Here is a 15,437-nt window from a genome sequence, read left to right on the forward strand (position 1 = left end):
AATAAATTTATATGTATGTTTTGATCATTAGTGTTAGAAAATTACCCTATATTTTTTTTATATTATTTATATCTTTGTTTTAATCCAAACTGCATTACGGCCCTTTGATATTAGTTTAATTAATTTTTCTTCTTGTAAACATGCAAATACTTTATTGATCGTGCTTGGTGAAACATCTGAAAATACCATCCGTATTGCTTCTTTTGTAAAAGGTAGTTCTTGTTTTAATATATACTCTTTAATTTTAAAACTTTTGTTCCCTTTCAGTTGGTAACTTGTAATATGTACGTCTAGTTCTTTATATGCTTCTAGAATAATATGTAATAGACATTTTAATATAAAGGATACATTGTGTTCTTGAAAATGCCAATTTGCTGAAGATTTATATAGGGCATCATAATAATCTCTCTCGTATTTTTTTATTATTTTATCCAGTGAAATATATTTCACTAGTGAATGTTTACTTTGTAATAGTAATAAAGATATAAGTAGACGTACCATTCTTCCATTTCCAGATTCAAAAGGAAAAATACATATAAAATTAAGTACAAAATTACAAATTAAAATTAGTGGATCAATATCTTTTTGATTTAATAAATAATTATATTCGTCACATAAATTTTTTACTGCTTCTGGGATTTCTTTAATCGTTAAAGGACGATAGCAATAAAATGAGAAATTAAGTTGCGCATGTTCTTCAAGTAAGATGTCCTGTTTTCTCCACGTTCCACTATCCGAAGTAGCATATTTAAAAAGTTGAAAATGTATTTCTAAGATTGTACTTGGATCAATAGTAAGCCTTTCATAGTTATTATGAACGAGTGATAGCGCATCAACGTAACAAGATATTTCATCTTCAATCATTGTTTTTGGCGACAGATCATATGTAATTAATTCTTTTAACCTTTTATTTGTTATTTTTAAGTTTTTATACATTGCAACAAAATCTTTGGTATGTTGAAGTTGAGTAGATTTTTGCAACTTTTCTAATGTACATGGAAACTCCTTCTCATAGACCTCCAATCTTCCTTGGTATTGTTTTATTTTTCCAATTAGGCTAGCCACATCTAAATTTATCAATAAATTTGTGAATTTTTCGCCAAAAAACGACATATTTTTCCCCTCCTATTATATAAAACTATACAATAATTAACTGGATTTAAAGTGTTTTTTTGAATAGTTTTAAAAAAAAAACTAAAAATATTGTTTTTTGTGTGTGAAAATTACAATAATTAGGGTCTTTTTGCCTTATTTTGTGACAAGATTTAACATCAGATTAAATAGTTACATGTTAAAAGATGGAGTTTTATATTGTGTAATTGTTTTTATAATAAGTAGGTCACTGCATATGGGGAAGGGGGAAGTCCTTACTAATGAAGACTATTGCTTTTTACTTACCACAATTTCATGAAATACCTGAAAATGATTTATGGTGGGGGAAGGGTTTTACAGAATGGACCAATGTAAAAAAAGCAAAACCACGTTTTCTGGGACACTATCAGCCTAGGGCTCCATTAGGGGATTATTATTACAACTTGTTAAATTTAGATGTTCATAAGTGGCAGATAAACTTAGCAAAACAGTATGGTTTAGATGGTTTTTGCTATTATCATTATTGGTTCAAAGGGAAAAGACTACTAGAAAAACCAGTAGAACTGAGAAATCAATGTAAGGAAATTGATTTTCCGTATTGCTTATGTTGGGCAAATGAATCTTGGACAAGATCTTGGGATGGGAAAGACCAGGAAGTATTAATGCGACAAGAATATGGGGATGAGTCTGATTGGAAAGAACACTTTAATTATCTTTTACCATTTTTAAAAAACAAAAACTATTTAACTATTAAAGATAAACCGATATTTGTAATTTACCGACCAGCTTCTATACCAAACCTTAATAAAATGTTGAGCCTATGGAATGAATGGGCTAAATCTGAGGGACTTTTAGGAATACACCTTGTAGAAATGTTAACAATTTTTGAAGATAAATCAGATTTTCCTTTTGATGCTGCTATAGAGTTTGAACCTATGTATACTTTAAAAAAATTAATAGGTAATACAAATTCACTTCAACAAGAAAAAAAAGATTTTCATTTAAGTTATGATTTTGTATGGAAAAGAATATTAAGCCGTCAAATTAAAGAACGTAAGAACATTTATAAAGGGGCTTTTATAGATTGGGATAACTCTCCAAGAAAAAAAGAAAGCGCTTTAATTTTAAAGGGAGCAACTCCCGATAAGTTTAAGAAGTATCTTCTACAACATAGTAAGGATACTGATTTTTTATTTATTAATGCTTGGAATGAGTGGGCAGAAGGCACATACCTAGAACCAGACTCAAAGTATGAATATAAATACCTTGAAGCTTTAATGGATGTAAAGAAGAGTCACTTTTAATAAATTGTATTAGCAAGATGGAGGAGGAAACAATATGACTGATATAAATAATATGATTTCCATTCGGAACATTAAGAAATCATATGGAGATTATACAGTTATTAATAATTTAAATCTAGATATTCGTAAAGGTGAAATTATAGGATTACTAGGACCAAATGGAGCAGGGAAGACAACACTTATTTCAATTTTATCTACTCTTATTCTGCCAGATGAAGGGTATGGCACAGTATGTAGCTATGATTTGTATACTGAACGGAATAAAATTAAAAAAAATGTGAGTGTAGTACCTCAAGATTTAGCGCTATACCCGACTTTAACGGCATATGATAACTTAGCTTTTTATGCCGATATATACGGATTAAAGGGAAAAAGAAAAAAAAGGCAGATAAGAGAAGCATTGCAGTTTGCACAACTTGAGGATTGGGCGAATAAAAGAATTGATACATTTTCTGGTGGTATGAAAAGAAGAATTAATTTAGTAGTTGGTTTGCTAAATACGCCAAAAGTTATTTTCTTAGATGAACCGACAGTTGGGATTGATCCACAATCAAGAAACCATATTTTTAATTGCATTCGCCATCTTGTAGAAGAGTTAGGGATAACTGTCATATATACAACTCATCATATGGAAGAGGCAGAAATGTTATGCCATCGTGTAGCAATTTATGATAAGGGTGAAATATTAGATGTTGACACCCCAAAAAATTTAATAAAAAAATATGGGGAAAATTATATAGAGATTGTAATATCAAATATTCCAGAAGAATTTATACATAAAACAAAAATGATTCCAGATGTGAAGTCCTGCACATTGGTAGATAAAAAAATCATCATTCAATGTGTAGATAGCTTTAATGTTACAAGAGAAGTTATGAAATTGATTCAAAAATATAATCTGAAAATCGATTTATTTAATGTTAAAAACTCTAATTTAGAAAATGTATTTTTACATTTAACGGGGAAAAACTTAAGGTCGTAAATGAAAGGAGATGATAAACATGAAAGCTTGGTATATAGCAAAGAAAGATCTGCTTATTCTTTTAAAGGATATTCCTGGTCTAATCTATTTATTTATTACACCTATTATAGTAATCGCAGTTGCTAGTTTTGCATTATCCAATGTATTTGATAGTAAGACAGAAAAATTCAAGATTCCTATAGTAGTGAATGATAGTGGAGAACTTTCTAAAAGAGTTATTGAAGAGTTGAAAAAAATACCTGCTCTTGAGCTAGAAGAAACTTATGAATTAAATGGTAAAAAGAAAGCATATACAGAAGAACAAGCGAAAAAGGAAGTTCAAACTAAAAAAGCGGCAATCGTTATCCCTAAGGATTTTACACAAAATGTATATTCAGGGACAGAGGCTAAAGTCATCATCATAGAAGATAAAGTTGATCGTATTATTCCAAGTGTTGTTTCAAATGCTGTAACTCAAATTGTTTCAGAAATACAAAAAGATATGACTAAAGAAATTGTAAAACAAGCCTCTGCCCAAATGGAAGTAAATGTGAAAGTAGAGTTTAAAGAATTAGCATCAGATAATGAACATAAACCTACTCCATTTGAATCTAATGTACCAGGATATGCCGTAATGTTTGTACTCTTAGGTACTGCTGCAGCTGCAGGTGCATTAGTAGAAGAAAGAGAGAATGGAACGTTAAGAAAAATCCTTACTTTACCTATTAATACATTATCAATTATTTTTGGAAAGATGCTCTCATGCTTTATAACAGCAATTTTTCAATGTGCAGTCCTTTTTAGCGTAGGACATTTTGTATTTGGAATGTGGCTTGGAAAAAGTGTATTAGGAATTATGTTGTTAGTACTATGTACTGCATTCGCTGCTTCAAGCCTGGCAATTTTATTAGCTTCTATATGTCAAACAAGATCACAGGCAAATGGTATTTCTATTTTAATCGTGTTAACTATGTCTGCTTTAGGTGGATCTTGGTGGCCGCTCTATATAGAGCCGGAATGGATGCAAAACATAGCACACATTACGATTACAGCCTGGGCAATGGGAGGATTTAACGATTTATTAGTATATAACAAGGAGTTCTCCTCTGTGCTTATTCCATCAGCTGCATTAATTGGCATGGGAATTTTATTTTTAACAATCGCCATACAAAAATTTCGACGTTCTTATGAAAAGTAGGTGAAATAAGTGTACATAGTAAAAAATGAGGTGAATGTTCGTTTTGGGGAATGCGATCCCATGGGAATTGCTCACCACTCTCATTATTTTCATTGGTTTGAGCTGGGTAGGTTTAAAATACTGGATATGACTGGAATAAACCGATATTTAAAACAGGAAAAATTATATTTTCCAATAATCGATATAGGATGTACCTATAAAAAATCAGCTCGATTTCAAGATGACTTAATTGTAGAAACCTATCTTAAGAATGAAAGTAAAGTTTATATAGAATTTGTTTATAAATTATTCCGCAAGAGATGCCGAGTTTTGTTAGCGGAAGGATTCTCAAAACATGTTTTAACACGGTCTAATAATCAATTGATTATTAGATTACCAGAAGAAATTTTAAAAAAGATTCAATTTGAAAATAGCGGGGGTGTCATATGATTACATTTATTTTTCCAGGACAAGGGTCTCAATCAGTAGGGATGTGTAAAGGATATTTAGATAAATACCCAGATATATTTGTCCCATTATTTGAGGAAGCAAATGATACGCTTGGATTTGATTTAAAGCAACTATGTTTATATGGGCCAAGTGAAAAATTAATAGAAACAAGTGTTACACAACCAGCTATTCTCACGGTAAGCACAGGGATATCAAGACTTTTACATTTGAACGGTATAAGGCCATCTAAAGTGGCCGGTCATAGCTTAGGACAATTCTCTGCTCTAGTAGAAGTCGGTTCTTTACAATTTTCGGATGCACTATCCATTGTTCGAAAGCGTGGTCAACTGATGAGTAATGTAAAGAAAGAGGGATGTATGTTAGGGGTTGTATCGAATACATATCAAACATTATTTGAAGTTATAGAGAAATCTAAACAATATGAAATTGATATTGCTGCATATAATTCCCCTACACAGGTTATTTTTTCTGGTGAGAGTAAGGGCGTTCTTAAGTTTCAAAAGGTATTAGATCAAAAAAACGGTATAAAAACTAAAATACTCTTAACTAGTCATGCATTTCACTCGCGTTTAATGGAAGAAATGGTTCTAGAGTTTAAAGAGTATTTAAATTTATTTTCGTTAAAAAGTACTGAAATACCAATTGTTTTAAACTGTTCAGGAAAATCAACTACAGATAAAATCAATATTTTACAAGATATAGAAAGACAATGCGTAGACCCAGTTTTGTGGCAAGACACTATCTACACTTTATTGAATAATGGTACAAAACACTTTATAGAAGTAGGTCCCGGAAATACTTTAACCAAGTTATGTCGCTCTTTTAAACAGAACATATCTGTATCCTCTACAGAAACACCGATGTATTTAAAAAGAAGTCTTACTATGATGGAAAAAGGATTTAAGGAGGAACGGGTATATGTTTAATGGAAATGAAGTAGCATTAGTTATCGGAGGATCAAGAGGAATTGGTAAAGCGATAACAATAGACCTAGCCAAACAGGGCATAATTGTTTACTTTACGTTTCAGAGTAATCAAAAATCTGCAAATGAAATTGCCGATACCATAGAAGAAAATGGTGGAAAAGCATTTCCTATTCATGCGGATGTCACAAATGAAGATTCTATTCATAAATTGTTTCAACACATACGTTCTAAAGAAAAAAGAATAGATATTTTAGTAAATAATGCAGGAGTAGTAAATGATGGGTTTGCTGCAATGATGAGCGTGGAAAAGTGGGATCATGTGGTTGATTTAAATTTAAAAGGAACATTTCTTTGTTGTCGACAAGCATTAAGAATCATGATGAGACAGAAAAGAGGTTCTATTGTAAATATCACGTCGACAAGTGGAATAACGGGTGCAAGAGGGCAATGTAATTACTCTGCTTCAAAAGGTGGGGTTATTTCTTTAACCAAGACCTTAGCATTAGAAGGTGGGGAATTCGGCATTAGGGTTAATGCGGTGGCACCTGGTTTTATACAAACAGATATGACAAAAGGAATGGATCAACAAACCTTAAAAAGGATGTTAGAACTAGTGCCGCTTGGCAGAATTGGAGATCCTAAAGAGGTAGCACATCTAACAACATTTTTATCCTCTAATTATGCAAGTTATATCACTGGGAAAGTTTTTACAGTGGATGGTGGATTAGTTAATGGCTAAACAATAGATGGTTAAATGATGAATTTTGAGTTAAACAAGGAAATGGGGAAAACAGATGTTTACGTATGTAGAAACAAAAATTATTGCTGAAAAAAGAAAACAATTAACTACTAGAATTAAAGAAATTATTACGGAGAGATTAGATTTAGAAATCGAACCGCAGTTCATTACTGATGATCAGCCATTATTCGGAAGAGGCTTAGGAGTGGACTCCTTGGATGCATTAGAGCTATTTCTGGCAATTGAAGAGGAATTTGGAGTAGCAGTGTATGACGAGAATATGGCAGTATTGGGTTCCATTAATAAAATTGCTGATTTTATTGAAGAAAATAGGGAGGATGATGTGCAGTGAGACCGGTATTAAATGCAGATCAAATCCGAAATATCTTACCGCATAAATGGCCATTTCTTTTCTTAGACAAAGTGATTCAACTTGAGCCAGGAAAGAGTGGAATTGGTATTAAAAATGTAACTGTAAGTGAACCTTTTTTTGAAGGGCATTTTCCAAATGAATCAATTATGCCTGGGGTGCTAATCATTGAAGCTTTGGCACAAATGACAGCTGTTGTTTATGTTACAGGGGAACTAGCAAAAATAGATGCGCATGGTGCATGTTCACCTAAAATAGATCCGAGTTCATATGTGGGTTATTTAGTTTCTGTACGTAATATGAAATTTCTAAAACCCGTAGTACCAGGAGACCAGCTAGAATTACATGTCCAAATTGGAAGGTCTCTTGGATTAATCTCACAAGTGGAAATTACGGCTTATGTAGATAAAAAGAAAGTTGCTACTGGTAGTATTCAAGTTTCTAAAAGAGTTGAGGAAATATGATTCATGGTATGGATGTTCAAGTTCGTGAGTGTACAGAGGCAGATAGTGAGAAGTTAGCCCACTTTTATAACAAATATCAATATGGGCCCATTAAATATGGGTATCCCTTAAATAAGCAAGATATCAAGCAACTATTTCGAGAGCGGAAGATACAGTTATATTTAATTGCTGAATATGAAAATGAAATTATAGCCAGCTTATTATTTTCTAGTTTATCAGGTCAAAGAGCAGCAACTCCAGATGGTACCTGGGCAGGATTCTTTTTAATTCACCCAGAATTTCGTTCGGGAAATATACCAGATAAATTATTTGCTTATGCGATTAAAAATCTTATCCAACAAGATATTAAGTATATTGATACAGAAGTGAATCCGGAAGATAAAGTAGCCATGGCTCTCTATAAAAGAGTGGGGTTATATCAAACAAGTAGGTCATATATAGACTATGATGGCTACTTAAATTTAAGAAGCTATTTACCTTATGTTATTACTTATCTATTAAATGCATTTAAACCAATTATTTCAAAAAGTGACCAAGATATATGGCTATCTAGAGGTTGGAAAACAGTTAGGGGATTGAAATCCCTACGTTCTATTCAGAGTAACGCCATAACAAGAAATGGAATTGAAGTTGTAAAGTATGCTATTAATCTCGGAGCAAAAGATGTGAATTGTTGGGTCGATTTAAAAAGTGAAAAGGTTACTGAGGTAGAAACAGAACAAGTACGATTCACTAGTTATATTTTAGAAGGAAACAATTTAATCGTTGGAGAGAAGATTCACATCTGTTATGTATATGAACACCATTTTCCGAATCCTCTTGAAGCCAGTATTACATCGAAGATAGGGAAAGATTATTTAATTGATTTAAAGAAAACTTTTTATCCAAATAAAAAGTACGAGTGGGAAGAAGTTATAACAGTAAATAAGGAAATAGAGGGAGAGCTTGTTACTAAGTTAAAAGCAAAAGAACTAGAATTATCTGTTCATTTTGGAGTAACCATAGCAAAACCGTTAGAAATAAATGTTGCTAATTATCCTAAGTTAATTAATGGAAAAGAATCTGCATGTATCGTTAATGTAAAAAATAATTCTTTAGATAGATTAATTTACAAACTACTTATTCAACAAGAAAACTCGAAAATACTAGATTTCAAACCGCTAGAAAAACACCAAATCTGTATCATAGAGCCGGGTGAAACAAAGGATCATCCTATTGTATTGAATCCTAAAAAAATTGGTATCACTAATATGACACTTTCGGCTTTTAGTCATCAAAATAAAAATATTGGGGAATTAAAGGCAATAATTCCGATTCATGCGCATGGGAAAACTCATGTTTATGAAACAAAAGAATACTTAGTTCTAGAAAATATGTATATAACTGTACAAATAAGGAAAAGTACTGGTTGTTTATATATATATGACCTTAGAAAGCAACAATTATTGGCAAAAGAAGCATGGCCAGATCTAGATTATCCATTTTTAAATGCAGTAAAAGAACCGAAAGTAAATGAGCTGTCATGGGAAATAACATCTGATTCATGTTTTGAAATTATTCATGAGTCCACAAAATTAAAGAGAAGCATTTGTTTTTTGTCAGATAAGATAGTTCAAATAAATGATTTCGCACAGGAAGGAAAATATATAAAGATATATCCTTGGTGCATGTTATATGATGCGAAAATGACGGTACCACTAAAGAGTGGGTTAGTTTCTAAACCTATAATATATGGTGAGTATCCATATGCACTACATGACTATGAATTTGTAAATCAATTCGATCTACCTAGTCATCCAAACATGTATGAGCGACATTATACATTGTTTGAATCGCAAAATATTAATATTGGATTCATATGGAAAGGAAATATAGAGCGTATCCTATATGGATTAAGATGGATGCCAGCGGTAATATTTAAACGGAATGATAAAGAAAAATGTATAACAAAAACGCACTATTATACTTTATGTTCCCACGATAGCAAAGATGAAGTGGAAGAAATCTATAACGAAATTACTAGTCATACATCCAAATTCATATCTAATAAGATTCCGTACTCAATTGAGACTGACCAATTTCATATTATAAATGAAAACGGGGAATTTCATATTCACGGAAGTCTAAAAAACTTATTTTCTTCCATATTAAAGGGGAAATTAACATTGTTTTTCCCTCAGACATCTTACGAACAACAATTGTTTATACAAGACATAGAATCTATAAGCAATTTTAATTTTGAATTTAGTGGAAAGGTTAATTGGTCAAAAGCACATTATGCCGTACTTACGTATCAAGATGAATTAAATAGAAATGCGATAACGAAAAAAATATATCTTTTCCTTAAAGGAAGAAATAAATTAACATATAGCGAAAAAAAACAAGAATATCTAGTTCAAAATAATGTACTAAATTTAAAGATTAAAGTAAACCAAATTAGTAAAATAACAAGATTTATGTATAAAGATAAAGAGATTTTAAAAGAAAACTCAGTATTAAGTTCTTATAATTTTTTACCCGGTGTAATGATACCAACAGCTAACTCTTATACTCCAGATTGTAGGAAAGATTTAAGCATTAATTCAATATATCTCAATAAAAGTAATCATTCAGTAGTTGCAACGGAAAATACATATAAGGAATTTATTAATCAGATTTCCTGTCAATCTGATGAGTGGAAAGTTAAATATACAACTGTATATGATCTACCTGTTTTACAAATACAATTGAAAAGTCTACAGAAAGATAAAATAAAAACTAGTGTCTTTCACTTATTCTGGGAGAAAAAAGGAAAAACAAAAATTAAAAAGATGTATTATTGGCAGAATGGAGAGCAAAACACGTTAATACCAAATGGCAAACAAAGAAAGATTTATTTAGATAATAAGGTAATTCTCGAATTATCTAATGGGTTATTTGTATCTATTTTAGCATTATCACATAGTACAAAATGTTTTATATACGAATGGCCCAAAAAAGGGATACAAATCGGAATATATGGTAATCAGAATGAATTTAATGATGGAGATATTCGCTTTAATATTGCAGTTGGAGAAACTTTACTTGATAGTGAATACTTTTCGCAAATTTTAGTAGAGGGGAATAAGACATGAAAGTATTGTTTATTGCACCTAGTCATTTTAGCATTGGTGAGTTGCATAATGCCTTATGTCTAGCTAAACAAATTCAAAAAGATGGGGAAGTTTATTTTTTAACAAGCGAAAAATTCTCATGGTATGCCAGTAGATCTGTAGCCAATGTTACATCACTAACAAAGGGGCTAAGACAAAAAGAGGTTATAAAACAAATCACTAATTCATTTCAACCTGATGCTATTGTTTTAGCTGATTACCATAATTTATTTTTAGAGTCTCCAATTATTGATCTTGATTATCTATTAAACCTACACATACCTTGTTTCTCTATTGATTCTTTGGCTTGGGGTAGTGAGGATAGATTATTAGAAAATAAACTTTTTAAAAATGCAAACTACAATAGCTTAAAGAAAAGGTCATTGATAAAACTACCTAAAATTCCGTCTCAATTTAAGTTAATCAGAACGTGTCCAGTAAATAGTTATAAAGAAGATAATGAGAAGATTATTTCAGTCAAGTTGTATAAAGAGGCTTTACAAGTAGATGAAGAAAGAAAAATGAAAATACGAGCACAACTTGGTTGTAGAGAACAAGATAAATTGATTATGATTGCAAAATCATCATGGGCCAACTTATTAGTAAAAATGAGGCTCATGGAGAAGAAACAGTACAATGATGCAAAGTTTAGTTATGAATATATATTACAAGAATTATTAAGTCTATATCTACAGGACCTTCCAAACCAAACAAATATTAAATTAATTGGGGTTTCAGATGAGACAAAATTTGTTTCTATGAAAAATGGAGGGAAAATAGAATTTATTTCGCTACCATTTCTTCATTTGGAAGAATACGAACAACTATTATTATCGTGTGATTTATTTATCACTGATAATATTACATCTTGTTCAATGGGAAAAGCAGTATTTGGAAAAATACCTGTGATTAGCCTTGTAAATCATATGGGATATGAAGAATTAAAAGCTCAAGGATACAGCCTTAATCCTACATTAAAAAGCATTATAGAAAAATGGAATTATATAATACCTAATGGACTATATCCATTTCTTGTATTCCCAAACGGTTGGCATAAAGAACTAGCTCCATTGATGGAGAACAATGATTATTTTAATTGTGTGCATACTTGTGAAATATTTGATTTAAGGAAAACCAGTAAAACAATATTCAATATGTTATATAGCAAAACTGAGATTGAGAAATTAAAGAAAATGCAACAACTATATATAGATAATGTCTGTAATTTACCGACAATAAATGATGTGATAAAGAGAGAATTGGGGGCACTTAATCATGAGTAATCAAATTAATATACAAAAAGAAAAAAATGAAGCATATGATGCAGTACGTAGCGGAATAGGTCTAATAGATTTATCAGAAACAGGAAGAATTGTTGTAAAAGGGGAGGACCATGTAGAGTTCCTAGATCGTTTAGTTACGAAAGATATTATGTTTATGGAAGAAGAAACTACACTCTTTACCTTATTGTTACAAGAAGATGGGACTGTAATCGATATAATTAATCTATTTAAAAATGAGGATTCTATTACAGTTATTACTACACCGCATAAAAAGGACACTGTACTAGCTTGGTTAGAAAATCAAAAGACCACTGGCATTGAGGTTATAGATATAAGTCAAACACATTCTCTCCTTGGATTTGAAGGCCCTTATGCATGGAGATTAGCTCAACAATTTTTAGATTTCGAAATATCATCACTACCATTTCAATCATTTGTGTTAAATCAATTATTTGGAAAGGAAATTCTATTGGCAAGAACAGGTGTAACAGCAGAGTATGGTTATCAATTATTGTTTGAAAAACACTTGGAACCAATAGTAGTTGAAACCATAAATTCTTTTAAAGATGACGATATTAGCCTAAAAAGAGTGGATTGGGAAACATTAGAGACGTTAATGTTAGAAATTCGACATCCATATTTTGAATTTAAACATTTAGAAGAACTAAATATTTTCGAAGCTAGTTTAGAATGGTTTATTGATTTTTATAAAGATGAATTTTATGGAAGAGAATCCTTAGAACAGCAATCGGAAGCTGGAGTAAATAAAAGAATAGTGGGATTCACGACAGGAATAGAGAGTCAAATTACAGTTAATGATAAAATTTTTATAGAAGAACAATTAATTGGTAAAGTTATTGAACTTAAAGAAAGTCCTGTATTAAACATGAGGCTCGGGGTTGCTTTATTAGAAGAACCATTTGCTGTTTCAGGGATTGAATTTTATATAAAAAACAAAGAAAATGCTTTGTATGAGGCGCGTACTCAGTCTTCCCCATATATTCTACCTAAATCATGGTCAATCAAAATACTGTAAAGGTGATGGCATATGAACATGAATAATCAACGAATCGTCGTGACTGGAATGGGAATTATTTGTTCAAACGGAAATAGTGTAAAGGAATTTTGGGATAATATTAGATTAGGGAAATCTGGTATTAAAGTAATCCAAAATATCGATATGTCTGAAATGGTAACCGATTATGGCGGAGAGATTGAAAACCTTGAGGTAGATGATTACTTCTTTAAGGATGAAATAAAGCATATGGATCGATGTGGAAAATTAGGTGTTATGGCGGCAAGGGAAGCGGTAGAAAACGCTGAATTAAAAATAGAAAACTTTAATCCATACCGAATTGGAATATCATTAGGCACATCTTTAGGCGGCATGTTGAGCGGAGAAGCATTTCATGAACAGTGGATCAAAGATGGAATCGAAAAAGCAGATGAAACGTTACTCTTTAAGTATCCAATCCATACTCCCTGTGACAATATTACTCGAGACTTAAAAATAAAAGGGCCAAAAATGATTATTTCCAATGCATGTGCCGCGGGTACAAATTCAATTGGTTTTGCGCTGGATACAATTCGAAATAACAAAGCAGATATCATGATAACCGGTGGTGTAGATCCCTTATCTAAATTGTCAATGAGTGGTTTTAATAGTTTACAAGCACTAGCACCAACGCCACCATCGCCCTATAGCAAGAGTAATGGCGTGGTAATCGGAGAAGGTGCAGCCATTCTTGTTTTGGAATCATTAGATCATGCGGTTAAAAGGGGTGCAAATATCCTTGCTGAAGTAATGGATTACGATTTATCTTCAGATGCATATCATCAGACGGCCCCAGATCCAGGTGGAGAAGGTGCTTTGAGATCCATGCGAGGTGCTTTAAAAAAAGCCAACATAGATGCTAAGGAAGTAAGCTATATTAATGGACATGGTACAGGTACACCAGCAAATGATGTATCAGAGCCAAAAGCAATTCGCACATTAATTACTGAAAATAAGACACCAGTTTCTTCAACTAAATCAATGATAGGACATATGTTAGGAGCCGCAGGGGCGGCGGAAGCAGTAACAAGTATTCTTGCTATTCAACATGGATACTTACCCCCAACTATAAACTTTGAAGTTGAAAGTCAAAAGTTTAATCTAGATTTCGTACCTAACGTAGGTAGAGTAAGTGATTTGAGTTATGTACTATCAAATTCATTTGCTTTCGGTGGGAACAATGCAAGTATTTTATTCTGTAAGTACAATGAGAACCACGAGTTATCAGCGGAAAAGAAAACGCTAATTAAAGAAAAAAAAGTCGTAATTACTGGTGTAGGGGGACTTGCTGGAAATTCTTCAAATCTTAAAGAAATTAAAGATTGTATGTTCAAAGGGAAAAGTGGTACCTCAAATATTAAACAGTGGAATGACAATCCTAAGTGCATACAAGCTGGGAAAATACCAGTGCAAAACTATCGAAAGCTAATACATCCTAATTTATTAAGGAAGATGGATTCAATTAGCAAACATGCAGTATTGTCAGTGAAAATGGCGATAGAAAACGGGAACTTAAAGATAGATAAAAATAATAGGGACAAGATTGGAATTATTTTTGCTACAGGTACAGGACCGGTTGGAACGGTAGAATCATTTAACCGGATTGTTATTCAAGAGGGTGTAAAGGCTGCCAATGCTAAATTATTTCCAAACACAGTTATGAACGCAGCAGCTGGACATATTTCATTAAACTTTAAAATAAAAGGTCCTACTTCAACTATTTCATGTGGAGGGGTTTCTGGTATTAGTGCACTATATTATGCTTACGCCATGATTCAATCCAGTGATTATGACACTTTCATTGTGGTAACAGCGGATGAAGTAAATGATCCAATAATAGAGGGACACTCAAAAATAAAAAGGTATTTAACAACTGAGAATATAAGACCTTTTGATTGTAATAGTAGCGGTACCATACTTGGTGAAGGGACCGTTGCCTTTATTGTAGAAAGTGAGGAAGCGGCGTTAAACAGAAGTGGTAATATTTTAGCTGAAATCAAGGGATTTGGGTTAACATCTGATGATAGTAAAATAGGGGACTTAAGCCATCTAGGAAAGGCATGGGAGGAATCTATGCGTTTAGCAATGCAAGAGGCGATGATTTCTCCAGAAGAGATAGAATATATTTGTGCAGCCGCCAATGGTCATACATATTTTGACCGTATTGAAGAGAGGGTTATAGAACGGACATTTGGGAATAGTGTTCCTGTTAGTGCTACAAAATCTATCTTTGGGGAAACCCATGCAACTGCGGGTCTTCTTTCTCTCATTAGTGTACTATGTGCATTTGATGGTGAAATTCCAGCTACGCAAAATGTAAATAGTCATAGAGGAAGAATTGATCTTGTCACAGAAAACGCTCGTAAGACTCCGGTTAGCAATGCCTTAATTAGTACATATTCTTACGGTGGTAATTATAATTCTGTTGTAATAGGAAAATATTTTAATTAATTAATTAATTATTT

The 15,437-nt window shown here is 32.1% G+C and carries 13 protein-coding genes; 12 read left to right on the plus strand and 1 reads right to left on the minus strand.

Features of this window, described 5'->3' with window-relative positions:
* Positions 1 to 66: 66 nt before the first annotated feature.
* Positions 67 to 1,113 carry a Fic family protein gene (locus MHB70_RS29090; protein WP_061530050.1) on the minus strand — a complete coding sequence of 349 codons (1,047 nt, stop codon included), beginning with the start codon at positions 1,111 to 1,113 and terminating at the stop codon, positions 67 to 69.
* Positions 1,114 to 1,373: 260 nt separating this feature from the next.
* Between MHB70_RS29090 and MHB70_RS29095 the strand changes: the two genes are divergently transcribed.
* Genes MHB70_RS29095 through MHB70_RS29150 form a run of 12 tightly spaced genes read left to right on the plus strand, consistent with a single transcriptional unit; the run spans position 1,374 to position 15,423 of the window.
* Complete coding sequence (locus tag MHB70_RS29095) at positions 1,374 to 2,396, plus strand: glycosyltransferase WbsX family protein (protein WP_061530049.1); 1,023 nt, start codon at positions 1,374 to 1,376, stop codon at positions 2,394 to 2,396.
* 34 nt (positions 2,397 to 2,430) lie between these two features.
* Entirely contained in the window at positions 2,431 to 3,378 is a 948-nt protein-coding gene (locus tag MHB70_RS29100) for an ABC transporter ATP-binding protein (RefSeq protein ID WP_061530048.1), read from the plus strand.
* A 19-nt stretch (positions 3,379 to 3,397) separates the two neighbouring features.
* On the plus strand, positions 3,398 to 4,555 hold the full coding sequence (locus MHB70_RS29105; protein ID WP_061530047.1) for an ABC transporter permease: 1,158 nt from the start codon (positions 3,398 to 3,400) through the stop codon (positions 4,553 to 4,555).
* Positions 4,556 to 4,564: 9 nt separating this feature from the next.
* Positions 4,565 to 4,984, plus strand: coding sequence for an acyl-CoA thioesterase (locus MHB70_RS29110; RefSeq protein ID WP_061530046.1), 420 nt, complete (start codon positions 4,565 to 4,567; stop codon positions 4,982 to 4,984).
* Positions 4,981 to 5,931 (plus strand): ACP S-malonyltransferase, encoded by a 951-nt coding sequence (locus MHB70_RS29115; protein ID WP_061530045.1) that lies wholly within the window; start codon positions 4,981 to 4,983, stop codon positions 5,929 to 5,931. The genes MHB70_RS29110 and MHB70_RS29115 overlap by 4 nt, the downstream gene beginning before the upstream one ends.
* On the plus strand, positions 5,924 to 6,670 hold the full coding sequence (gene fabG, locus MHB70_RS29120) for a 3-oxoacyl-ACP reductase FabG (RefSeq protein ID WP_061530044.1): 747 nt from the start codon (positions 5,924 to 5,926) through the stop codon (positions 6,668 to 6,670). The genes MHB70_RS29115 and fabG overlap by 8 nt, the downstream gene beginning before the upstream one ends.
* 55 nt (positions 6,671 to 6,725) lie before the next feature.
* Positions 6,726 to 7,022 (plus strand): acyl carrier protein, encoded by a 297-nt coding sequence (locus MHB70_RS29125; protein WP_061530043.1) that lies wholly within the window; start codon positions 6,726 to 6,728, stop codon positions 7,020 to 7,022.
* Entirely contained in the window at positions 7,019 to 7,504 is a 486-nt protein-coding gene (fabZ, locus tag MHB70_RS29130; protein WP_061530042.1) for a 3-hydroxyacyl-ACP dehydratase FabZ, read from the plus strand. Before MHB70_RS29125 ends, fabZ begins: the two co-directional genes overlap by 4 nt.
* Positions 7,501 to 10,617, plus strand: a complete 3,117-nt coding sequence (locus MHB70_RS29135) for a GNAT family N-acetyltransferase (RefSeq protein ID WP_061530041.1) — start codon at positions 7,501 to 7,503, stop codon at positions 10,615 to 10,617. Before fabZ ends, MHB70_RS29135 begins: the two co-directional genes overlap by 4 nt.
* Entirely contained in the window at positions 10,614 to 11,918 is a 1,305-nt protein-coding gene (locus MHB70_RS29140) for a DUF6365 family protein (protein WP_061530040.1), read from the plus strand. Before MHB70_RS29135 ends, MHB70_RS29140 begins: the two co-directional genes overlap by 4 nt.
* Entirely contained in the window at positions 11,911 to 12,954 is a 1,044-nt protein-coding gene (locus tag MHB70_RS29145; RefSeq protein WP_061530039.1) for an aminomethyltransferase family protein, read from the plus strand. Before MHB70_RS29140 ends, MHB70_RS29145 begins: the two co-directional genes overlap by 8 nt.
* A 12-nt stretch (positions 12,955 to 12,966) precedes the next feature.
* Positions 12,967 to 15,423 (plus strand): beta-ketoacyl-[acyl-carrier-protein] synthase family protein, encoded by a 2,457-nt coding sequence (locus tag MHB70_RS29150; protein WP_061530038.1) that lies wholly within the window; start codon positions 12,967 to 12,969, stop codon positions 15,421 to 15,423.
* The last annotated feature ends 14 nt before the right edge of the window (positions 15,424 to 15,437 follow it).

The organism is Bacillus sp. FSL M7-1020, assembly GCF_038050415.1.
Lineage (GTDB): Bacteria > Bacillota > Bacilli > Bacillales > Bacillaceae_G > Bacillus_A > Bacillus_A toyonensis.

What these genes read in the sequence shown, in the direction of transcription:
- MHB70_RS29115 (WP_061530045.1), top strand. Translation starts at nt 4,981, where the DNA reads ATGATTACATTTATTTTTCCAGGACAAGGGTCTCAATCAGTAGGGATG.
- MHB70_RS29150 (WP_061530038.1), top strand. Translation starts at nt 12,967, where the DNA reads ATGAACATGAATAATCAACGAATCGTCGTGACTGGAATGGGAATTATT.
- MHB70_RS29100 (WP_061530048.1), top strand. Translation starts at nt 2,431, where the DNA reads ATGACTGATATAAATAATATGATTTCCATTCGGAACATTAAGAAATCA.
- MHB70_RS29095 (WP_061530049.1), top strand. Translation starts at nt 1,374, where the DNA reads ATGAAGACTATTGCTTTTTACTTACCACAATTTCATGAAATACCTGAA.
- MHB70_RS29140 (WP_061530040.1), top strand. Translation starts at nt 10,614, where the DNA reads ATGAAAGTATTGTTTATTGCACCTAGTCATTTTAGCATTGGTGAGTTG.
- fabG (WP_061530044.1), top strand. Translation starts at nt 5,924, where the DNA reads ATGTTTAATGGAAATGAAGTAGCATTAGTTATCGGAGGATCAAGAGGA.
- MHB70_RS29125 (WP_061530043.1), top strand. Translation starts at nt 6,726, where the DNA reads ATGTTTACGTATGTAGAAACAAAAATTATTGCTGAAAAAAGAAAACAA.
- MHB70_RS29145 (WP_061530039.1), top strand. Translation starts at nt 11,911, where the DNA reads ATGAGTAATCAAATTAATATACAAAAAGAAAAAAATGAAGCATATGAT.
- MHB70_RS29090 (WP_061530050.1), bottom strand. Translation starts at nt 1,113, where the DNA reads ATGTCGTTTTTTGGCGAAAAATTCACAAATTTATTGATAAATTTAGAT.
- MHB70_RS29135 (WP_061530041.1), top strand. Translation starts at nt 7,501, where the DNA reads ATGATTCATGGTATGGATGTTCAAGTTCGTGAGTGTACAGAGGCAGAT.
- MHB70_RS29105 (WP_061530047.1), top strand. Translation starts at nt 3,398, where the DNA reads ATGAAAGCTTGGTATATAGCAAAGAAAGATCTGCTTATTCTTTTAAAG.